The organism is Candidatus Thorarchaeota archaeon (genome assembly GCA_021498125.1).
Lineage (GTDB): Archaea > Asgardarchaeota > Thorarchaeia > Thorarchaeales > Thorarchaeaceae > B65-G9.
Genome location: JAIZWL010000002.1, coordinates 72,543 through 94,581 on the forward strand (window position 1 = coordinate 72,543; position 22,039 = coordinate 94,581).

The 22,039-nt window shown below is 46.3% G+C and carries 23 protein-coding genes and 1 tRNA gene; 20 read left to right on the forward strand and 4 right to left on the reverse strand.

Annotated features, from left to right (window positions below; all coding sequences use genetic code 11):
* Positions 1 to 75: 75 nt before the first annotated feature.
* Positions 76 to 924 carry a hypothetical protein gene (locus K9W43_07735; GenBank protein ID MCF2137123.1) on the reverse strand — a complete coding sequence of 283 codons (849 nt, stop codon included), beginning with the start codon at positions 922 to 924 and terminating at the stop codon, positions 76 to 78.
* Between the two features lie 272 nt (positions 925 to 1,196).
* Between K9W43_07735 and pyrH the strand changes: the two genes are divergently transcribed.
* The 3 genes from pyrH (at position 1,197) to K9W43_07750 (ending at position 2,403) form a co-directional block, all read left to right on the forward strand.
* A complete protein-coding gene (gene pyrH, locus K9W43_07740; protein ID MCF2137124.1) occupies positions 1,197 to 1,901 on the forward strand; it encodes a UMP kinase in 705 nt (234 codons plus the stop codon).
* 15 nt (positions 1,902 to 1,916) lie between these two features.
* The gene (locus K9W43_07745) at positions 1,917 to 2,210 is read left to right on the forward strand and encodes a helix-turn-helix domain-containing protein (protein MCF2137125.1); all 294 of its coding nucleotides are present in this window, start codon (positions 1,917 to 1,919) and stop codon (positions 2,208 to 2,210) included.
* Between the two features lie 80 nt (positions 2,211 to 2,290).
* Positions 2,291 to 2,403: transfer RNA gene (locus K9W43_07750), tRNA-Leu, on the forward strand.
* Between the two features lie 351 nt (positions 2,404 to 2,754).
* On the opposite strand, the gene polX is transcribed toward K9W43_07750, so the two are convergent.
* The 3 genes from polX to K9W43_07765 form a co-directional block, all read right to left on the reverse strand.
* Positions 2,755 to 4,467 (reverse strand): DNA polymerase/3'-5' exonuclease PolX, encoded by a 1,713-nt coding sequence (polX, locus tag K9W43_07755; GenBank protein ID MCF2137126.1) that lies wholly within the window; start codon positions 4,465 to 4,467, stop codon positions 2,755 to 2,757.
* Between the two features lie 2 nt (positions 4,468 to 4,469).
* Positions 4,470 to 5,492 carry a hypothetical protein gene (locus K9W43_07760; GenBank protein MCF2137127.1) on the reverse strand — a complete coding sequence of 341 codons (1,023 nt, stop codon included), beginning with the start codon at positions 5,490 to 5,492 and terminating at the stop codon, positions 4,470 to 4,472.
* Positions 5,493 to 5,587: 95 nt separating this feature from the next.
* Positions 5,588 to 6,835, reverse strand: a complete 1,248-nt coding sequence (locus K9W43_07765; protein MCF2137128.1) for an ORC1-type DNA replication protein — start codon at positions 6,833 to 6,835, stop codon at positions 5,588 to 5,590.
* A gap of 166 nt (positions 6,836 to 7,001) precedes the next feature.
* On the opposite strand from K9W43_07765, the gene K9W43_07770 reads away from it, so the two are divergent.
* The 17 genes from K9W43_07770 to K9W43_07850 all read left to right on the forward strand — a co-directional run bounded on the left by K9W43_07770 (position 7,002) and on the right by K9W43_07850 (position 21,970).
* Complete coding sequence (locus K9W43_07770) at positions 7,002 to 7,622, forward strand: METTL5 family protein (GenBank protein MCF2137129.1); 621 nt, start codon at positions 7,002 to 7,004, stop codon at positions 7,620 to 7,622.
* A gap of 2 nt (positions 7,623 to 7,624) precedes the next feature.
* Entirely contained in the window at positions 7,625 to 8,380 is a 756-nt protein-coding gene (locus K9W43_07775; protein MCF2137130.1) for an exosome complex RNA-binding protein Csl4, read from the forward strand.
* Entirely contained in the window at positions 8,380 to 8,673 is a 294-nt protein-coding gene (locus K9W43_07780; GenBank protein ID MCF2137131.1) for a DNA-directed RNA polymerase subunit L, read from the forward strand. The genes K9W43_07775 and K9W43_07780 overlap by 1 nt, the downstream gene beginning before the upstream one ends.
* Positions 8,663 to 9,106: a hypothetical protein gene (locus K9W43_07785; GenBank protein ID MCF2137132.1), complete on the forward strand. Its 444-nt coding sequence runs from the start codon at positions 8,663 to 8,665 to the stop codon at positions 9,104 to 9,106. Before K9W43_07780 ends, K9W43_07785 begins: the two co-directional genes overlap by 11 nt.
* 209 nt (positions 9,107 to 9,315) lie before the next feature.
* Positions 9,316 to 9,645 carry a transcription factor S gene (locus tag K9W43_07790; protein ID MCF2137133.1) on the forward strand — a complete coding sequence of 110 codons (330 nt, stop codon included), beginning with the start codon at positions 9,316 to 9,318 and terminating at the stop codon, positions 9,643 to 9,645.
* 78 nt (positions 9,646 to 9,723) lie between these two features.
* Positions 9,724 to 10,092 (forward strand): hypothetical protein, encoded by a 369-nt coding sequence (locus K9W43_07795; GenBank protein ID MCF2137134.1) that lies wholly within the window; start codon positions 9,724 to 9,726, stop codon positions 10,090 to 10,092.
* Between the two features lie 12 nt (positions 10,093 to 10,104).
* Positions 10,105 to 10,857: a proliferating cell nuclear antigen (pcna) gene (gene pcn, locus K9W43_07800; protein MCF2137135.1), complete on the forward strand. Its 753-nt coding sequence runs from the start codon at positions 10,105 to 10,107 to the stop codon at positions 10,855 to 10,857.
* Between the two features lie 202 nt (positions 10,858 to 11,059).
* Complete coding sequence (locus K9W43_07805; GenBank protein ID MCF2137136.1) at positions 11,060 to 12,337, forward strand: hypothetical protein; 1,278 nt, start codon at positions 11,060 to 11,062, stop codon at positions 12,335 to 12,337.
* Positions 12,330 to 12,947 (forward strand): hypothetical protein, encoded by a 618-nt coding sequence (locus K9W43_07810; GenBank protein MCF2137137.1) that lies wholly within the window; start codon positions 12,330 to 12,332, stop codon positions 12,945 to 12,947. The genes K9W43_07805 and K9W43_07810 overlap by 8 nt, the downstream gene beginning before the upstream one ends.
* Before the next feature lies 1 nt (position 12,948).
* Entirely contained in the window at positions 12,949 to 13,233 is a 285-nt protein-coding gene (locus K9W43_07815) for a hypothetical protein (GenBank protein ID MCF2137138.1), read from the forward strand.
* A gap of 28 nt (positions 13,234 to 13,261) precedes the next feature.
* Positions 13,262 to 13,453 (forward strand): hypothetical protein, encoded by a 192-nt coding sequence (locus K9W43_07820; protein ID MCF2137139.1) that lies wholly within the window; start codon positions 13,262 to 13,264, stop codon positions 13,451 to 13,453.
* Positions 13,454 to 13,569: 116 nt separating this feature from the next.
* Positions 13,570 to 14,109, forward strand: a complete 540-nt coding sequence (locus tag K9W43_07825) for a 4Fe-4S dicluster domain-containing protein (GenBank protein MCF2137140.1) — start codon at positions 13,570 to 13,572, stop codon at positions 14,107 to 14,109.
* Between the two features lie 2 nt (positions 14,110 to 14,111).
* Positions 14,112 to 14,978 (forward strand): CoB--CoM heterodisulfide reductase iron-sulfur subunit B family protein, encoded by an 867-nt coding sequence (locus K9W43_07830; protein MCF2137141.1) that lies wholly within the window; start codon positions 14,112 to 14,114, stop codon positions 14,976 to 14,978.
* Between the two features lie 13 nt (positions 14,979 to 14,991).
* On the forward strand, positions 14,992 to 16,245 hold the full coding sequence (locus tag K9W43_07835; GenBank protein MCF2137142.1) for an FAD-dependent oxidoreductase: 1,254 nt from the start codon (positions 14,992 to 14,994) through the stop codon (positions 16,243 to 16,245).
* A gap of 5 nt (positions 16,246 to 16,250) precedes the next feature.
* Entirely contained in the window at positions 16,251 to 18,416 is a 2,166-nt protein-coding gene (locus K9W43_07840) for a hydrogenase iron-sulfur subunit (protein MCF2137143.1), read from the forward strand.
* Positions 18,413 to 20,680 (forward strand): 4Fe-4S dicluster domain-containing protein, encoded by a 2,268-nt coding sequence (locus tag K9W43_07845; GenBank protein MCF2137144.1) that lies wholly within the window; start codon positions 18,413 to 18,415, stop codon positions 20,678 to 20,680. The genes K9W43_07840 and K9W43_07845 overlap by 4 nt, the downstream gene beginning before the upstream one ends.
* Positions 20,681 to 20,761: 81 nt before the next feature.
* On the forward strand, positions 20,762 to 21,970 hold the full coding sequence (locus K9W43_07850) for an acyl-CoA dehydrogenase family protein (GenBank protein ID MCF2137145.1): 1,209 nt from the start codon (positions 20,762 to 20,764) through the stop codon (positions 21,968 to 21,970).
* Positions 21,971 to 22,039 lie beyond the last annotated feature (69 nt).

The window sequence follows — 22,039 nt, forward strand, 5'->3', positions numbered from 1 at the left end:
AGGAACAAGACAGTATTGATCTTGTGATAAAACTGGAGAGGTATAGAACAGCTAGTACCTCTCCAATTAATGGTCTCATCCAAAGACCTTCTTGCCGATCAGAAGACCCACAATAATCGACACGGGAACGATTATGGCAAGAGCCATTACGGGGACACTTGCATCCAGATTGAGTGGGGATGACACACCAACCGATGCAACTCGATTGATTCTATTCATGACAGTATAATCGCTTGAAAAATTAGCACGGTGCAAGAGGCGATGCATCATAAATTGGTACTGGGATAGTACACCATCCGAGTCATATGAGACGGACAGAGAATACGTAAGAGTCCCATTCAGCTCCTCAGTCACATCCTCAATATTCACAGCAAAACTGAATGAGAATGCTCCATCAGAGGCGGAATACGTGAAGGTTGATTGATCAACAGTGGGATTGAATTTGGTATCGTTTATGGCTTGATCCCAGTTGGTGTCATGAGTACTCCAGATGGGATTGACAAAGAGGAACCGCCCTGGATGCGTGAAATGCGGTACAGGAGAAACAACTAAGGAGGTAGTTTCGGACCGATTGTTTCCATTGGAGTCAAATGTTGTAAGAGTCCAATAGACTTTGTTGTCTTGGAATGCCACACTATCATTATGGTCGGTATAGACAGGGATTCCTACAAAATTCCAACCCTTGAAATTATAATATATGAGATCATTTCCACCAGTCGATGTTATATTAAAGACGTGTATCTGAAACTCGCCAGTAACATCTGAGTTCACAACAGGGCCATTATTTTCCTGATAGACTTGTTCTAGCCAATGAACCGAGAAGCTGTAGGTCTTCCCAGGTACTGCCGCGTGCGTCGTTATTGGTGCAAGTAACATTATGAACGACAACATCACACATAGAATCATACTACCTCGTTTATTCATGAGAAACGCCTCTTGCAAGCAGTATATGGCCAACAATATAAACTCCACTGGGATGAAAGGCGACCTCAATTGCAGAGATCAAAGCAACTGGCGCCAAACGACAATAGTGAGAGGATTATATCAGTATGGACCAAAAAAAGAGAACCTGATTCAATGCGAGGAAACAGCATACTGTCAAATTGGTTTCGAAATTTCGAGAGGTTGGTTCATTCACACAAGCTTCATTAAGTGCCTACCGTCATAGGGCCCTTGAGAAGCGCAGAGGTAGAATCATGCGAGCAGTCTTGAAACTCGGAGGTTCGCTTCTGTACAGGGATGCGGAAGAGGCAAATCTCGAGCGAGTACGTGCATATGCCAACGCCCTCATCACTCTGACAGAAGATGGGCATCAGCTCGTTGTTGTAGTTGGAGGCGGAATACCAGCACGAGCATTCATATCAGCAGCAAGAACACTTGGTGCTAGTGAGACACAATGTGACTGGTTAGGTATTAAGATTGCACGCTTGAATGCGGAACTCCTCTCTGCGGCTCTTGGCAATGTGGCCTACCCGATCGTTGCAGAAACACTTGATGATCTTGAGAGAGCATTCATCAGTGGCAAGATCGTGTTGATGGGTGGTCTAACACCGGGACAGTCCACAAATGCAGTGGCGGCCTTGGCTGCTGAGGTGATTGGCGCAGATCTGCTACTCAACGCCACAAATGTGGATGGTGTCTATGATAGAGATCCGCAAGAACAAGGAGCAAAGAAACTTGATAAAGTGACCATTGACAAGCTTTCAACGATACTCTCTAGTGGCGGTGTGCGTGCAGGGGAATATCGCCTGTTTGACCCTGTTGCCATTCGCGTTGTCGCCCGGTCACGAATATCTACAATAATCTTTAACGGCACAAAACCAGAAAACCTGTCACGAATACTCGATGGCGAAAGAATTGGTACACTGATCATCCATGATGAGAAGACACAACCAGTGTAGGAGGTACTGTCGAGAATGAGAAAGTTGCTGGAAATGGTATTCATGTCAAAGGCTCAAACACGAGTTGTACAACATTTTCTCGACAGACCGAAAGAATTCTTTAACCTCAGTCGGATCGCTAAAGAAACGGGGCTTGCACACTCAACGATTCACCGTGTAGTACAGCCTTTAGTCGATATAGGACTCATCAAAGAAATCAAGGTGGGACGCCAGATCCGGCTCTTCATTCTCGAGTCCGAAGACCCCAAGTCAAAGATACTGATGGAATTTTATGATCGCATCAAACCACATCTCGAAGAACTACTGTAATAACTATAAGGAGAATGATCGCAATAGCACTTCGCCTACGGAAATGGCTATAAATCACTCGTGATTCATACATAACCAGTGCCGAGGTAGCCAAGTGGTCAACGGCGGTGGACTCAAGATCTAATGACCACAACTCTGAGGAGATATCCACTCTCGTAGGAGTTCGCGAGTTCGAATCTCGTCCTCGGCACCACTTCTTCTCAGGATGAAATATTAAAAAAGAGGGGAGGCGATCATGTCGCCTCCAAGTTCAATATCTCACCAACAGAGAGAGGCTCCGACGAGTGATCGGTGTCGGGCTCTCTTAGTGGAACAGCTTGGGGCTGCATAATGCAGCTCACCTCACAGTATTCAGAAAGGCATATGCAAGTGCCCTTGCAGAAGTCACGTTAGGTTTCGCATCAAGCTGTGCTCCAGTCCGGTTAGTTCGTGTAGAGGTCATGGTAGTTCATGAACTACCACATCGAAATAGTATATAATCCAGAGCCACAATTGAAGGTCACAATGTGAAGTCACATCATGTGACTATGGCCCGAAGACCATATCATTTTTTCAACAGTTTTAGAAGATCATTGATAGACCGCGTATTGATGACATCGGAGGCCGAGGCCCAACCACGACGCGCCTGAAAGACTCCATAGCGCAGATTATCAAGATCAAAGGTCTTGTGCGCATCTGTGTTGATGGCAATCTTGAGACCGTGGCTTATTGCCGAACGTACATTTCCTGCATCAAGATCCAGACGCTGGGGATACGCATTTACTTCCATAGCGACATTGTTCTTGCGAGCGACTTCGAATATAGCCTCAAGATCAATATCATAACCGGGACGCTTCAAAAGAAGTCGTCCAGTTGGATGACCGAGTATATGTGCATATCTAGACTCAAGCGCCGTGCATATTCGTTCGGTCATAGCTGCCTTATCCATCCGCATATTAGTGTGAACAGATACTGTGACAACATCTAGCTGTGCAAGAACGGCATCATCAATATCGAGCTCGCCATTTTGAAGAATATCGACCTCGGCGCCTTTCAGAATTCTAAGCTTCCACCGACCAGAACTGTTGAGTTCATCGATCTCCTCAATACGCTTGAGAATACGCGCCTCGTCCATTCCATTTGCAACAGTCAGATTTTTTGTATGATCGGAGATGCAAAGATACTCGAAACCCCGATCCTCAGCGGCCTGTATCATTTCCTCAATCGTATTCGAACCATCTGTCTGATTTGTATGTGAATGCAGATCTCCACGAATATCGGAGATCTCAACAAGTGAAGGAATAGTATTATTCCGAGCCGCTTCAATCTCTCCATGGTCCTCACGTAGTTCAGGAGGAATATACTCAAGACCGAGTGCCTTGTAGATCTCCGCCTCATCGGAGCCTGCGATTCTGGTATCGCCTCTAAAGAGACCATATTCATTGAGTTTGTAGCCACTCTGCTGCGCGAGAGATCGAAGACGGACATTATGGTCCTTGCTGCCTGTGAAATATTGCAGTCCGGCACCATAGCTCTCTGCGGGCAAAAGTCTCAGATCGATTTGAAGACGCGACTGAAGACGAATTGAAATCTTTGTGTCACCTTGGACAATGATATCTGCAATTTCTGGAAATGACGTAAATGCTTCTGCGACCTCATTGGGATGCTCAGTCTGAACAAGAATGTCAATATCACCAATGGTCTCGCGTCGCCGGCGCAAAGAACCAGCAATTTCAATGCGTATCAAAGTAGACGATCCTTTTAGATATTCAACGATACGTTCAGCCACTTCAAATGCATCCGCAAGAAGTGTGCGATGTAGACCACTACGTACTAGAGCAATGCCCTCTGCAATTTGAGCTATAGACTTCGCACCGAGCCGTGGAAGCCCCTTAAGGAGCCCAGCATTAAGAGCTTGCTCTAGAGATTCAATGTCGGTGATTTTCAAATGATCATACAGAATCTTGATCGTCTTAGGACCAACACCGGGAATGGCCTCCAACTCTGAAACGCGGATAGGGATCTTTTTGCGTAACTTTTCAAGTGTGGCAATCGTTCCGGTCTCAAGATATTCTTCTATCTTCTTTGCAATGGCCTTACCAATACCAGGAATGGCCTCTAGCTCGCCACGCTGAGCAATAGATTCGATGTCCTCACCAAGTGATTCGAGAGATCGAGCTGCTCGGGCATAGGCACGCGGCTTGAACTTATCTTTCCCCTCAATCTCAAGAAGTACACCGATTTCATGTAGAGCCTTTGCAATCTCCTGATTTTTCACATCTATGCCTCCCATTCGTCAGAATAGGGATCGATGGAACGAATGGTATCGACTACAGCTTGAAGGTTCTCATCTGGTGTATCGACACGAATGACACAACCAGGGGCAATGATGACGCCTTTAGGGCCAGCCTCACGTAGGACTGTCTTTATCTCGTCTTCTACATCGTCGGTGCTACCAGTCCTGAGAACCGTTCTGTGGTCAAGCCCACCAAGGACCGTCTTTCGAAACAGACGCTTGCCCTCTTTTAGGCTCAGTGCTGCACTCTGATCTTCCCAATTGACCCCACTCACACCCGGTTCACGAACAATATGTTTGAACCGGATATGCTCCCCAGAATTATGGGCGTGGAGATGTAAGACTATGTATTTGGCCCTACCTCGTAGACGAGTGATCATCTTAGCAAGACTTGGAAGAACGAACTGCGTGTAATATTTGTCGCTGATAGCAGATTCTGTAGAATGCTGTGAGGCAATAAAAAGACCATCTGCACCTGCATCAAGTGTCGCCTTTGCAAAATCAATCATGACCTTGGTAATCATTTCAAGAACTCGTTCCATTAACTTCGGGTGACTTTCAAAATACTCTGTAAGTGATGCCTCACATAATTTTTCAGCCACCATAGGGGGATCAAAGATGGTGGCCAGTGTGGGGACTCGGTCTTGCGCATACTTGTGAATTAGTTCAACTGCCTGAACTTGACGGCCGAACTCCCCGGAATTCACATCGACTGCTTCCAAGACTTCCCAGTCACTTGCCTCTTTCACACGACAACTCTTACACGCTGTTGAACCTGATAGAGCACCATCATAGTACACATCACAACCCCAATCGACAACAGGATAGCGGCCATGAAAGGATATCTTTAGCAAATCGTGGTCGTATTTTTTATGGAAGGCAATCTCGGCCTCAGCAAGTCCCTGAGGTGTACGATCTTGTTCAGGGTGATGTCGCCAAAGAGAGAAAGGGATTGACTCACCAAGATTACCAAGAAATGCGTCTCTAACAAGTTCGAACTTTGTCATGGCACAGAAGGAGAGTAATCAAGACATAATAGAGTTGCGTCAGGACCATTTTGGCGTAGAACTGGCCACGTTCCTGACGCATGGCAAGATACAGATCACTCTATGAGATCCTTTGCAATTCTGCCTAGGCGAGGGTCATTATCCAAGACATCACCAATCTGTTTCTTACTGACGGCCAATCGGATTTTCTTAGTCCGGCCATACCGGCCCTTAGAGATGATTGTTGTATTTATGAGCCCAAGCATATCCAGCTCGGAGATCAGATCCGAGACACGTCGTTGGGTCAGTGTATCAAGAGAGAGCGCTCGTGCCACTTCTGTATAGACATTAAAGCACTCCCCAGTAAAGATGTCGCGTTGCCCCTTTTTGGTCAGAAGAAACACGGCAAATAGTACAGCCTTTGATTGCATAGGGAGTGTCTTTATGGCCTCTGAAACACTATCACGTTCGAGGATTTTCTGGGCCTCTCGGACATGAGCCTGTGTGACCTTATCGTCACCCTTACGTTCTGCAAGCTCTCCAGCGGTCCTCAAAAGATCAAGAGCACGTCTAGCATCTCCATGTTCTTGAGCTGCAAGAGCTCCCACTAGGTTGATGACACCTTCATCAGCAATGACTCCATCATTAAAGGCCAACTTGACACGTTGCTCAAGGATACCCTTCAACTCTACCGCATTGTACGGAGGGAAGACAACTTCTTCTTCGCCAAGGCTGCTCAAGACTCGTGGGTCAAGCATCTCCTTGAACTTGAGATCATTGCTAATTCCAATAATAGAAATACGACTCTTGGTGAGTTCGCTGTTCATCCGGGTCAATCCATATAGAATATCATTGCCTTGACTGACATCACGTTTTAGAAGGCTGTCCACTTCATCAAGCACAACAACAAGTATGTTCTCGGTCTCATCAAGTTTGCCCTTCAACACGGTACGAATCTCATCAGTGGGAAGCCCCGTAAAGGGAACCTCGGAGCCATCAGGCATTCGCGCGCCAATCTGCTCACATAGACTTCTGAGCACACGATAGTTAGTACCAACTATTCGACAGTTTACAAAAGCACTCAGGGGCGGCCTGACGCTACTATCCGTAGCCTTCTCAACAAGAGCATTCAATACATATTTGGCAACAACCGTCTTTCCCGTACCAGTCTTACCATAACAGAGAAGATTAGAGGGCGGCGCTCCACCCAATGCAGGACCAAGTATAGATGCGATACGACTCATCTGTTCTTGACGATAGGGCAGTTTATCTGGAACAAACGTCGGTCGCAGTGCACTACGATTGCGAAAGATCGACTGTCCATGAAGGAACTTGTCAAAGAGCTTGTCCAAAGGCTTTTCCAACCGCTATATCAACTCCACAGGAAATTATGGTGGTTTCCACTGTTTCCTCTGGAACCACTGGAACTTGAACCGAAATAAAGGCACGTATTACGAACTTGATTTGTTAAACAACAAGACTATTATCAAAAATCCTAGTCCGCAGCATAATCACAAGGATTCTGGTAGCATGAGGCTGCGCGATCTCGAGATAACCCTTGAGCAATTAGAAAAAAGTGCTGAACGAGACGTTTCCTTGGAAGATTATCCGACCCCGGCGCCAATTGCAGCAGCCATTCTTTTTGCCGCCGAGATGGAACATGGTGACATCTCTGGAAAAGTTGTCTGTGATCTTGGATGCGGTGATGGGATATTTGCAATCGGTGCTGCGTTAATGGGTGCGAAACGTGTGCTGGGAATTGATATACAATCCAAAGCCTTAAAGGTCTGCCAGAGAAATTCCAAAATGCTCGGGACAGATAGTGCAACAGACTGGGTCCTTGGGGAGATTGCCTCTCTTCAATTTCGAGAGTCCGTTGATACCGTTGTTAGCAATCCTCCCTTTGGGGTCAAGAAAAAAGGAGCCGATATGACCTTCCTGAAGAAGGCACTGTCCATAGCTAAAGTGACATATAGTATTCACTTGGCTGGTGAGAAGAACAGAACGTTCCTAACAAGGAACATCAGTAGACTCGGAGGACAAGTGACCCAGATCGAAATGTTCGAATTCCCGATAAAAAGACAGTTCGAGTTTCACAGAAAAGCGAGGCACATGATTAAAGTTGACCTATACCGCGTAGAGAGGCGATAAATATGGCGGATGTAAAAAGTGGAGATGTTGTAGTGCCAGGAGACCAGTTGTGCGTGATTGAAGAGTTCATGCCCAGCTTTGGTACGTATGAAGAAGATGGAATTGTATTTGCAGCCACCTCTGGAGAGGTAGCAGTGGATTTCAAGAGACGCGAGATTAAAGTGGTAGATGCAGATGGTTCAGTACGTCTTGCACTCCCCATGCGGGGAGACATTATGCTGGGAGAAGTGATCAATACCTATGAACAGAGGGCAGAAATTAGTATAGTCAGACGAAATGGTCGGGATCTTCATAATGCCCTTATTGGAGAGATTCACATCAGCAATGTGACACGCAGATATGTCAAGTCGATGCATGATGTACTAAAACCCGGAGACATCGTTCGCGCCAAGACTCTAAACACCCACACTATTCCGGTAGAACTTAGTCTGGTGGGGCCTGATCTTGGAGTCATTTTTGCCAAGTGTGGTAAATGCGGACATCCCCTCACGCTCACAACCCATAACAATATGATCTGTCTACAATGTGAAAACCGAGAGACCCGAGAAACTGCCAAGGACTATGGTCAGCGATTTGGCCTAGAGGTGAGACCGGATTTAGCACCACGAAGAAGACCATCACGCGGCCCACCCCGTGAGGACAGATATTATAGAGGCTCAGATCGACGAAGAGGCCCCCCACGAGGACATAATGACAGACGTGATGGTGGAAGAAGCAGATCATACGGGCGCGACTCACGAGACAGGAGAAGATACTAATGGAACCAAAGATAATTGAGAACACAAGATACGAACTCAAAGTGGAATTTATTGGGGAAGGTCACTCTTTCTGTAATCTACTCCGTAAGACACTTCTAGAGGAGCCTTCTGTCGACTTTGCAGGGTACAGCATTGATCATCCACTGTTGGCGAATCCAGTATTCACCCTCAGAACAAAGCGTCGCCAAGCAAATGTGGTCATGAGAGAAGCCATTGAAAAGTTACTTGCACGCGCAGAAGAATTCCGCAAGAAGTTCGTACAGGCTGTTTCGGATTACGATATTGAGAGCTAATTCTCAGGCGAGTGCTCACATGTGGGACAAATTCATCCCTCATGACAATGTTCGGGATATCATGAACGACACCGGGCTAGCACAGATTGGAGATGCTCTCGTCAATTTTTGCTATTCACTGGCCAAATCACTTGCCATTGGCAAGCTGTCTGGAGAAAAAGTAAGAGATAACATTCTTGCCAGAGCAATTAGAGCAACAGATCTCTACCGCCAGATCGGTAAGAGAACTGATGCGGGGGGCGCAGGCGACGCATATGAGGCATTAATGGGATTTCTCTGGCTAAAAGAGGAAACAACTGTTGAAGAGATCGTACAGATGCTTGTAGAGGAATTGCCCCTTGAAACTTCAACGAGCAGAAAGAAGGAAACCGAGATCGCGGCATATGCATTTCAAAGACTCCTCGAAAGGCTATCAGACAGACTTCCACTCTAAAAGAAAAAGATTCACACCTGTAAAACCATATATTAATAATATGAGAAGAAGAGCGCAGCTCTGTTCTGCATCGTCATAAACATGATTCGTAATTCACGGTATAATCCCCAAAAGATGCCAACTGGTAACAATCCGACGAGAGAACGACCAGTAGCAATCCTTAATTGATTGTCAGAAATAGCGTAAGTCAATAGTGAGGTAAATGAAACATGGAGTTCTGCGATAAGTGTGGAGCAATGATGGTTCCTGTAACATTAGAAGACGGAAAAAGAGTTCTCAAATGTCGTAGTTGTGGGAACATAAAGGAACTTAGCGGATCTCTCAAGGTATCAAGAGAAATTAGCAAGACTCCAAGAGACAAGATCATCGTAGTAGAGGACGACTCTGTACCAATGCCAATAACAAAAGCGACGTGCCCAAAATGTGGAAACAATGAAGCATATTATTGGACAGTACAGACTCGCCGAGGAGATGAGAGTGCCACGGAGTTTTACCGATGCACAAAATGTAAACACACATGGCGTAATTATGGGGGATAACAGCGGCCCGACAATATTATAGAAGCTTAAAGCATTAGGCAGAAGAATAAATATAGTAGTAGCACGAGGACGAGCAATGTGAGCGAAAAAAAATTCAGACCAAAAGCTTCAGCCCCCCTGAGGACTATAAGATCCCTGACGTCTGACATTGATGGCCCGGTACGAATTCTTGGCTTAGTGATTGAGTCAATGCCGGGAAGCGCCATAATCCAAGACCTATACGATGACATAGAGAAGGCTGCAACGATCAGAGTTCTAGTCGAAGGCGAACTAGTGCCAGAACACAAGTACATCTTGATTGGGGAAATCACTGAGAAGAAAGACTCTAATGGAGTAACCCTCATATTGAATGCGAACATTGCTCATGATGTCAATAATTTGGATGTTCGCCGTTTCAAGAACACTCTTGATCTTGAAAGACAGGTTCATTCGTACCTCATCAGATAAGGAGGAGCAAAGATGTTTCATGCAACACTCGACAGCACCAAGACGTGGAAAAAGATAGTAGATGCTCTGGCGACCCTTCTTACGGAAGTCAATTTCGTAATCACAGATAATGGGTTGGCCCTTTGTCAACTCGACTCTTCTAAGGCCGCTATGATTGACCTTAATCTGCCAGCAGGGGTATTCCAAGAATTCAATTGTAGTGTCACACACAAAGTCTGTCTTGGTGTGGATGAGCTGGTTAAGATTAGCAAACGCATGGCTGCGGACGATAGACTTGAATTCAGCATCGATGAAAAGGGCCAAAAATTCGTAATCCGAATGATAGGCCAAGCAGATAGAAAATTCAGCCTAATGCTGCTGACACCACCAGACGAGGATCGAAAGAGCAAGTCGATGCCATATGACATAAGAGCAGAGATCTATGCGGATGCGTTCAAACAGGCAGTAAAAGACATCGAGGTTGTTTCCGGTCACATCAGAATCATCGCAAAGGACAACACACTCTCGTTTACAGGTGGAGGAGATATCGGAGAAGCCAATGTCACCCTTAAGATTGGTGAGGAATCACCTCTATACGACCTTGAGATAAAGAAGGACTCCTCTGCGATGTATGCATTGAGCTATCTTAGTGACATCATCAAGGCAATCTCTAGTGATACAATGACCCTCCAGTATGCCACTGACAAACCACTTCAGATAGAGTTCGGAGTGGCTGAAGGCGGAACAATCAAGTTCATTCTTGCACCACGTATCGAGAGAAGGTGAACTCATCTTCGCATTCAGAGTTATGGCGTAGCCACATCATCAGGTATGTTGTACCAAGAAGACAATCATGCCTGTGTTCATCGGAGATGAGAGTACAATGTCTGTAAGGAATCGAGAGAAAAGGCAGAGATTTCTGCGATTGACGTTCCAAGAGTATTATCGTCACCATGCAGACATGATAGATACCCCACAAAGATTACATATGAGAGAGTTCGCATTTGAAACATGGGAGTATACATGGCGCTGTGTTCAACGTACGGATACAGACGAAACAGGCAGACCAATTCGCAAAGGCTGTGGAAACAAGGGCACATCACTTCTTCGCCCATCGACGTGCCCCAAATGCGGAGCAACTGGAGTGACTGCCACTAATTGGTCACGCCACCTAGGATTTCGCACGAGTGATGCACTAAAGAAGGAACTTGCAACAAGAGCACCTCATAGTGTGTACCATTCGGCTGCATTCTACAAGATCCCCGTAGCAAGAAGTATGTATGAGAAGCAGTGGCAGGGTGCTGAGCTTGTCTTTGATATTGATGCCGATCATCTGGATGCTCATTGCACAAAGGAACATGATGGGTGGGTCTGCGCGAACCCAGAGTGCCGAGAAACGGGATGGGGCGAACCACCAGAAAAAGGATGCCCCAATTGCGGAGGGCAGGAATTTCTCCGCCGAAAATGGATCTGTGATCGGTGCCTCGACGATGCAAGACGCAACACGCTAAAGGTTTACGACGACTTCTTGATTGATGATCTTGGGATTGACCCAAAGGATCTCCAGCTGAATTATAGTGGTCATAGAGGATATCATATTCGCGTAAGGGACCCGCGGGTATTCGAGATTCATGCAGCCGGACGTGTTGAGATCGTCCATGCAATCACAGGGGTAGGTCTGGACGGGACTCGCGCAATTAATGCAATCATGGGTGTTCCCACAATCCCCCCTAGGACGGTACCTGGATGGGGCGGACGAATTGCAGATGCACTAATTGAATTCTTGAGGAATATTGACGAGTATAAAGAGAAAGACCGTTGGGTGAAAGCCCTTAGAACTTCTCGTGAGGCCCTGATACAAGGACTCTTGCTAAATCCGCCCAGATTGGAAAAAATCACGGGAATAGGTACAAAGACGTGGCAGGAAATTGTAACAATAGCAGTCATGAGATATGGTGGAAAGATCGATGTTCCTGTCACTCACGATGTCCATCGAGTGATACGACTGATAGGAAGCCTACATGGAAAGACCGGTTTCACGGTCACACCATTGACCAGAGATTCGATTGAAGGATTTGATCCGTTTCGAGATGCGCTAGCCTTTGACGATGACCCTCTAAAGATTCGAGTTCTAGGTGGATTACTTGAGGTCCCACGTTTCAGAATTGGGGATGAATTATATGGGCCATTTGGAGATGAAATAGTAGAACTTCCTACAAACGCCGCAATGTTTCTCTTATGCAAGGGAGTGGCTGTACTTGAGTAATAAAAAATATGAGAATATCCGAAGTGTTTGGGAGGAAGAAACCCAATCGACTACGCTGCAAGACCTTGATGATTTGACTCTAGGGCAGATGGGAGAATACCTTGCGGAAATACGATTGGCACTTACAGAGGTACCTGCAGAGAATGTGATTCAGGCGGAATTATACACGCGTGAGATAGAAAACATCGAGTATATGCTAAAAGATCTCTTACTTTTTCGAAGAGAAAAAATACTTAGAGCTGCCTTCGAGGGAAGTGAACCAAAAGGGACAATGACTCTTGCTGAAGAGGAATTCTATAATCGCATTACACGGGGAATTCAGGGGCATTCGGAATTTATCGATGCAATACTTACAGGAAGACCACTTACCATTCACGATGAGCCAACCAGTTCAAGCGAAGACCTACCCGAAGAAGAAGAGGAAATGGAGTATATTGCAGTGCGTTTTACTCGGCCAATAGATACACCCTTCATGGGACTAGACGAACAAACATACGGGCCGTTTAAAAAAGAAGATATTGCTACAATTCCGGTAGTCAATGCACAGGCATGGCTCAGAGACGGAACGGTCATCAGAGTGATAATTGAGAAATCAGAGGACCGTGAATAAATTGGATCAAGAAGAAATCAGTCAACGACTTGAAGATATCATTGAAAAAATTAAGATCCAGCAGGAGCAGGCCGACAAAAGATGTGAAAAGATGGAGGTCTCTCTCACCGGGACCTTACGATTATTGTCTGACAACACTTCAATGATACATAGTCTTCAAGGAAACCCTGATGCATTGAAAGGTTATTTACTTCGTGAGACCAGTAATCTACGAAACTCAACCTTTGCAGATTGGACCAGTATACTTGCACTTCTTCAGACATTACTGAACGACTTGCGAAAGTAATAAGAGCGCGGCCATCCGTGTTGTAGTCATGCAGCCTAAAACGCAGTACATCATCATTGGTACGTGGATTCTTGTCATTTGCTTCGCACTGGCTGGGGCATTTACGTATCCACTAAATCAATGGAACATTCTACAGATAGCATTGTGGGAAATCGTTACCATAGGTTGGCTGTCAATGCTTATGTTGCTAATATACAAAAAGAGCCTTCCGGGGCAATAAAATCATGTAGAATTTGAGAGTTTAACACATATCTCTAAATGCTGAAACTTTTAATACACCTATCTACTCGAAAGCCACCTATCGCCCGACAACAACTGAGGCTAATGGTGGAACTCATGGCTGAAACTAAAGACAAAATCGATCCCCCAGTCACATTGGTCGAACCCATCGATATGTCTAGACTGGATTCCAGTTTCCGTAAAGAGATTCAGAGTATGCCTGACGGAAATGAGTTAAACGCATGCTTTGCCTGCTCCACATGCACGGCAGCATGCCCAATTGCAAATCAATGGACATACAAGCCGCATCAGCTCATTCGCATGATACTCTTAGGAATGCGGGAAGAGGTCCTCTCATCCAAGGAAATCTGGGAATGTTTGACTTGTTTTCAGTGCCAAGAGCGCTGTCCGCAGAATGTCAGAGTCACAGACATCTTATTCGATTGCAAAAACCTTGCAGCTGAAGAAGGAAAAGTCCCAGATAGTATCAAGGGCCTTGCTAAAGAGCTCATTGAGAAGGGCCAGCTGTATGTGATCACTGCGGACTGGGAGAGAGAAGATCTTGATTTAGAACCAGAAGTGCCCGGCATGTCCACAGATGAGTTCAGGGAGATTCTCAAGGCGACACGAACAGGCAAAATTGTAGGTGGTGAGTAGAAATGCCAACATACAATCTCTACATGGGATGCAGTGTCCCAGCAAATTACCCGAATTACGAGGCTGCAACGCTTAAGGTTGCAGAGGCACTTGGCATGGAACTGATATACATGGATGGTGTTGGATGCTGCGGCAGTCCCAATCTGAGAGCCATCGATTATTTTGGGTGGCTAGTAGTAAATGCACGAACCTTGGCGATTGCTGAAAAGAATGGGCATGACATAGTCACACCCTGTAACGGATGTTTTGGATCGCTCAAGGATGTCTTGTATCATCTCAAACACGATAAAGAAGACATGAAAAAGGTCAACGACGAACTAAAGAAATACGGTCTTGAACTCAAGGGCAATGTTAGAGTACGTCATGTTGTCGAGGCGATGTATACAGACATAGGCATTGAAGCAATCAAGGCCAAAGTGACACGACCACTTGATGGTGTCAAAATCGCAGTACATTATGGATGCCATATTCTGAGGCCTAAAGATGTGACGGAGATAAATCCTGAGAACCTTGATGATCTGCTTCGAGCGACGGGAGCAACAGTTGTAGAATATCCCCTCTGGAAACAATGTTGTGGCGCAACAGTACTTCCTGTAAACGAAGAACTGGCGATAAGATTAGCCCATGACAAACTCAAATCAATGAAAGAAGCAGGTGCTGAATTCGCCATGGTCATTTGCCCCGCTTGCGGCAATCAGTTGGATCTCCAACAGTTTGGAATCAAAGACACATATGGTGTCGAGTTCAATCTCCCGGTCTTATTCTATCCACAAATACTCGCACTGGCAATGGGTATGAGCGAGGACGAAGTGGGTCTTGAAATGAACAGAGTTCCTGCTGACCCGATCCTTAGTCATTTTGTAGAGTAAAGAGGTGAAATGAATGGTGACTCACCCGGTCCTTGTAATCGGAGCAGGCGTTGCAGGACTGACTGCTGCTGTCGAACTGGCTGACTCAGGAGTTCAGACTGTTCTTATTGAGCGCAACTCGACGGTGGGAGGTAATGCTCTCGACTTGTACAAGGCATTTCCTACCGATGATTGCTTCTATTGCTTTGAGGGCAATCGATGGCGACCCGGTATCAGAAAGTGTTTCTACAGGAGTGCACTGCTGGACCAACCTAATCTGACCCTAAAGATCAACACGACTCTCAAGGAGGTCACTGGTGAGCCGGGCAAGTTCAAGGTGGTACTCTCAATAGGCCCCAGATATGTGGACCCGGTAAAATGCATCATGTGCGGAATTTGTATGGAACACTCAAAGGCGTTTTCGTTGATATCGCCACAATGCCAACCGCAGGCGGTGGTCTATAATCCAGACAAGGCCGATGAGGGAGTAGCACGGGCTGTAGAAGAGTGCCCCACGAAAGCTATCGACATTGAAGCCCAACCCTCAGAAGAAACAATCAATGTTTCCGACATCATAGTTGCCACAGGATATCACGAGATGCAACCCGTAAATGTAGACGAGTATGGATATGGCCGAATTCCAAATGTCATCACCCAATTAGAACTCGCGCGAATGCTTGACCCGAATGGTATCACGGGAGGCGTTCTCACAAGACCATCTGATGGAGAACGTGTCAAGAGTGTACTAATGATTCAGTGCGTTGGAAGCAGGGATGAGAAGTATTATCCATATTGTTCCAAGATCTGCTGCATCTTTGCACTTAAACATGCAAACATCATCGCACTGGAACGAGAGAACGTTAGTGTCAACATTGTCTATATGGATATTAGAACGTATGACCGATACGAGAGATACTATCGCGAGGCAAGAGAGGCGGGTGTCAATTTCATTCGGGGGCGCGTTCAAAGGGTAAAGCCCAGTGAGAACGGAGGTATAGAGGCCATTGTGTATGACTCATTACTGAACCGATATCTGAAATTTGATACTGATCTATTTGTTCTCTCTTCCGCATTGGAAGCACCAAAGGGGAGTGAAGAGATAATCAAAGCATTGGGACTGAGAGAGTCTAATGGGTTTGTCGCACCTGCTGATCTCGAAACGGAAGAGAACGTTGTTGTAGGAGATCATGTGTATGCATGTGGAACGGCCTTGGGTCCAGCAGAAGTACCAGAGAGTGTCACACAAGCTCGTGCGGTGGTTTCAAAGATTCTTCAGAGCAGGATGTGATTGTCATGACTGAAAAGACAGCTGTAATTCTATGCACCTGCGGAAAGACATTACATCTCGATTACGAACTCCTGCAGACAGAATTGGAGAAGATGAATGTAGCCGCATCGGTCACCATCTGTGACACTTTATGCCAAGAGCCAGGACTGGACAGACTCAGGGAAACCATGCAGTCCGCCAATGGAAGAGTTGTAATTGCTGCATGTTCAAGCCAGAAGATCCACCCAAGGATCCTCAATTATCTCACCAGCAATAACATGGATACCTCAATGATACACTATGTCAATATTCGGGAGCATTGCGCATGGGTCCATGAAAATCAAGATGAGGCAACAGAAAAAGCATTATCTATGATCCGCGGCATGACCGCCCTGTCAAGTCGAGCTCAACCACTCAAGATAGAATCAAAGACGATAAAAAATCACGTCACAGTAATCGGAGGAGGGATTGCAGGAATCGAGGCTGCCCTGAATTTAGCAGGGCTTGGATATGAGGTCACCCTCATCGAACTAACCGATCACCTTGGAGGGCATATTCTCCATCTCCCGGTAATTGCACCGACTGAAAAGTCAGGAAAAGAACTTCTCAGTGGAAAACTGGCAGCCCTTGAGAAGGAGAAGAAGATCTCGGTCATGCTCAATACGCGCGTCAAATTCGTAGAGGGAGAGATGGGCGCGTTCAAGGTGCACTATGAGCAAGAGAATCAAGAAGAAGAGGAGATTCTCGATACATCAGGTATTATTTTGGCCATGGGATTCAAAGAGTTCAAACCTACTATGATGGAAGAATATCAGTATGGAAAGAATCCTGATGTCATTACACAATTCGAGCTATCAAAGATGCTTACTGAAGACAGGTTAGTCCGACCCTCTGATGGAGGACCAATCAAGGAAGTAGTAATGATCCAATGTGTCGGAAGTCGTTCTGAGGAATTCAAGAGGGATTGTAGCAAGCTTTGCTGTACTTTTGCAATCGATAACGCACTCGAGCTTGTCAAATACAACCCAGACATTCGAGTACGTATAATCTACATGGACATACGAGTTCCGTTTGAACACGAGATGATCTACAAAGAATCACGTGAGAAAGGCGTTGATTACATACGTGGCCGGGTAAGTATGGTCTGGAAAGAGGGAGATAAGACACGAGTTAGATTCTATGACTCTCTCTTGAACCAGTATTTTGAGACCTCTCCCGATCTCGTAGTACTATCGGCAGCAGTGCTACCACCCGATGGAGTATATGAACTCTCTGAGAGCCTTGGGTTTGCAGTGGAATATGATGGGCATGTCAAAGAATTGTATGGAAAACTAAGACGAAATGAAACAAGACGAAGAGGGGTAATAGCTGTAGGTGCCGTGACACGCCCACAGTTCGTTCATGAGTCGATAATCGAAGCGCAGGCGGGAGCACTTGCAATACATAGTGAACTACAGGGCGGGAAGATCGAAACACTGGCGCGTGGCGCAGTCCTCAACACGGATGATTGTGTTGGGTGTAGCCTCTGTGCTCAACAATGCCCACGTGGAGTACCTCTTATGATAGAGCAGACTGAGATTGAAAATGAAACTGGCACTGAAAAGTTTCTCTTCAAGGCGTCAATTGATACCCTCAACTGTCATGCATGTGGGGTGTGCCAGAGCCTTTGCCCATCAGGAGCGACACAGCTGAACTTTCTAACAAACGAGCAACTCTGGGCTCAGATTGCTGCCACGCTCGAAGGTGCGGGTCCAGATCAACCAATAACACTCTGCTTCCATTGTGAAGAGTGTGCGGTCTCCACGATAGATATTGTCGGTACACGGAGAATGAGCTATCCAAGCAGTACTCGCCTGATACCTGTACCATGTGCTGGCCGAATCAGTATCATCGATATTCTGAAGGCATTTGAACACGGGGCAAGCACGGTCATGATTGCTGCATGTGAAACAGACAGGTGCCATATGGGGGGGACTGGAAACGAAATCGCGCAGGTACAAGTTGATGTGGCAAGGGAGATTCTCAATGCAATTGGATGGAAAGGAGAAAGAGTAGACATGTTCCGAATGTTCAGTGCTGAACCAGAACGATTCACACATGCAGTCGAGGAGATGGTTAAACGAGCACACGAGTTCGGACCAACACCCGTGCATACTGGAACAGCAGGCAAATGGATGGAGGTGACCGAATGAACGAAACAGTCCAAGAGAGACAGATTCCTCCAAAACGTCAGCGAATGCTGGATATGATAATGGTCCTTGGTGGACTCAAAGAAGAGGCGGCTGTGCCGCTTAGTCGTGTCAACGAAGAGATCAACACATTAAAGACCGAACTTGCTTCATTGACAGATGAGATACTTGAATTCCCTGAGAGGTATCTCGAAGAGTTCCGCATAGCCGCTGAAAAAGTAAAACTTCAGGAACAGATTGAAGACACTTCGGTCTTAACTGAGGCGTTATCAAACCTCGAAGATGCCATTACTAAAAGTAACTCTGAAACCCTAATAGGCCTTCGAGAGTTGCTCAAGTCGGCAATGGTCGAGGCAGAGAGAGAAGAGGCAGCAGGCCAGCCAGCAGAGATTCCGGACACTGAAACGGTCATCACACCACTTCCGCAGATAATCAAAAACATAGACGAAGTGATTACGACATTTGAACGAGAAAAGACTGAACAAGCAGAGGCGGCCGCAGAAGAGCTGACCACCCTTGCAGATGCTTTCAATAGCCTTGCAGAACAGGCGCAAAAAGACCCCGAGGCGGCTTTGGAGGCACTTCAAAAGATCGGCACCAAGACCAGGTATGGTCCTTTTGTAAGAGCAGCAGGTCAACTAAAGAGAGCCTTACGTGACAAAAGAGTGTCCCCGGAACGATTCAAGGTCCTTGTCACCACCAATATGCTTGTCGAATTACGAAGAGGCATCATTCTATTTGCCTTGAGGAATATGGGATCAAAGACCACGATTCAGCTTGCAGAACTGCTCAAGACCACCCCTGATAAGATCCAACAGGCATTGATTACAATGTTTGACCGTAACGAGATCGAGGTTGTAGGGATAGAAGAGGACTCGCCAGTTATTGCGAGAGTTCACAGTGCAATCCCTGAAACCACGCTAACAGTCAAACGGGTCATTCAACAATTGAGAGGCGTCCTAAAATCGGTAGAGGGCAAGTCTGCTGAGATTCTATCCAATGCAATAAGAAATCTCTCAGACATTCTTGAGCGACTACAATTGCTTGGCGAGTATGACACAGTCAAAATCGCTGACGACACAAAGAGCCTGAGAGAGATTGCAGACAAGAGTACCGAAGCAATACTCAGCACACAGATATCTGGAAATACAGAAGAACTTCGCCTACTCATTTCAGCAGGACTTGAAGCATTTGCCCGATTTAGACTAAAGATAACCCTCGAGAAGGGACCAAATTTGGTCTCGGGGATGAACGTCTATGGTGAACAACTTGATCCCAAGGTCTACAGGCAAATCATGGACTCGTACCTTGAGAATGAATTAGAACGGGGTGCCATTCTACTCTTAATTCGGGATCATGGTGCCATGACAACAGAAGACCTTGCAAAGAAGACGGGAATCTCTCCAGACAGAGTCTTACAACACGTACTGAGGATGAAACGTGATGAACTTCTCACGATTGCAGGGGAGAAACATGGCTATGTCCTCTATGATGTCCCAAGAACCCCCAATGAGGCAGAGGTTGCGATTCTGACCATAACTGGCTTGGCCAATGACCTCGTTGAGGCTCAAGCAGAACTACAGGATCTCATCAAAGGCTTACAACCCAAAGACATTGGGCGTCTCGTAAACACACTAGAGGTCTTTTCAAAGGCAAGAGACAAAATGGCCAAGATCACTGTTGGAGATGCGATTGTGGGAGTAGAGGTCTTAACGAAAGTTGAAGACAAAATTAAGACTGCATTATCTAAAGCGTACAAGACACGAGCAAGGATTCCCAGCACCCGTCCAAAGGTGACAATTGAGGATCTCATGGAGGTCGATGTGCCCTCGGTCATGGAAGAATATAGAGATATGATGGGGTATGCTCCACTGCTCGGGTTTGGAACTGTTAAATGGGATGGTTCTAAATGCCTCGGATGCAAGTCATGCGAACTTGCGTGCCCAGAAGATGCAATCTTTCTAAAGCCAGTCATCGATGTCCCAAGTTTCTTCGAATTCGGTGATGAGAGCCTTGCGAAGCTCCCAGTAAATAAAGCTCTATTCTATAGAACGATTAAATCGCTCGCTACTAGAAAACCGAAGGTGCAAATCACTCTCGAGAAAGAGGCGCCAGGATTTGGGAGCATCGAAGTTGACCTATGGCTCTGTGTCGCCTGTCGTACCTGTGTCAGACGATGCCCAGCACCAGACGAAGGAGCACTTGAGTTAGACCTCAAGTGGAGCCTCCCCGAGGTGGTCAAACACATCACAGCAGAAATGCAGTGAGAGTATACTTCGCGCCACTTCAAAAGGCACATATAGTTCAGCAGCTGATGTTGATAGTATTGTGAACTTTGAGGTGGTGCCATGATAGATTTCACGCTTACAGATGAGCAAAGAGAACTCCAGTCCAAGGCCAGACAGTTTGCGCAGCAGTATATGATCCCATATGCACATTATTACGATAAGACTGGAGAGTTCCCCAGACCAATTATCAAGAAGGCATGGGAAGAGGGTTTCATGAATCTCTCCATCCCCAAGGAATTCGGTGGGGCAGGTCTCGGTGTTCTTGAACAGTGCATAGTGGTCGAGGAGATGGCCGCAGGTTGCGCAGGAATGACGACCAGCATCTATGTCAATAGTCTTGGTGCTGAACCTATACTAGTCGGAGGAAATAAAGAGCAGAAGGAGAAATATCTCCGTCCACTGACTGAAGACTTGAAATTCATCTCCTTCGCCTGCTCAGAACCAGGTATGGGAAGTGATGTTGCCGGAATCAAGACACGTGTCAAAAAAGAGGGGAGCCATTATGTCATCAACGGAAGTAAGTTCTGGATCACCAATGCACCTTATGCAGACTATTTCACCGTGATCGCATCGCTGGACCCGGATAAGCGACACAAGAGCCTATGTGCCTTCATAGTCGACGCTGACACACCGGGTCTCAAGACGGGGCGCCCTGTAGAAAAGATGGGCCATCGCGCGTCTACAACCACCTCAGTCATGTTCCGAGATGTGAAGGTCCCAGAGGAAAACCTACTGGGATCTGAAGGGGAGGGATTCAAGATTGCAATGGCAACTTTTGCACTGACACGGCCGGCAATAGCTGCCTTTGCGACTGGTCTAGCACGCTCAGCAATGGAGTACGCCCGTGAGTACGTCAACAAACGAGAGGCATTTACACAGAAACTTAGAGAGTTTGAGGCCATTCAGTTCAAACTCGCAGAGATGTATATGCGAATTGAGGCTTCGCGATTATTGTATCTAAAGGCCGCATGGGAGGCCGATCGAACTGGAAACTCTACAGTCCCTGCAAGCGTTGCTAAGGCATACGCAACCGATGCGGCCATGTGGATCGCAAGCGAAGCAGTGCAGATTCATGGAGGATATGGCTACATCGACCAACTCCCCTTAGAGAAGATCTTTCGAGATGCCAAGCTATATCAGATCTATGAGGGGACAAGTGAGATTCAACGCCTGATTCTGGGGCGACATGTGCTCAGTACATACGAACCAGCCATGAAGACCATTCCAAGATGGTATAATAACAAGCCACCAGATTTTGATTGGCAATAGGTGACGTAAGTAGAGTGCGAAGACAGATAACAAATCATTTGGGAGAGCCGAGTGAACGTTTTTCCCAAT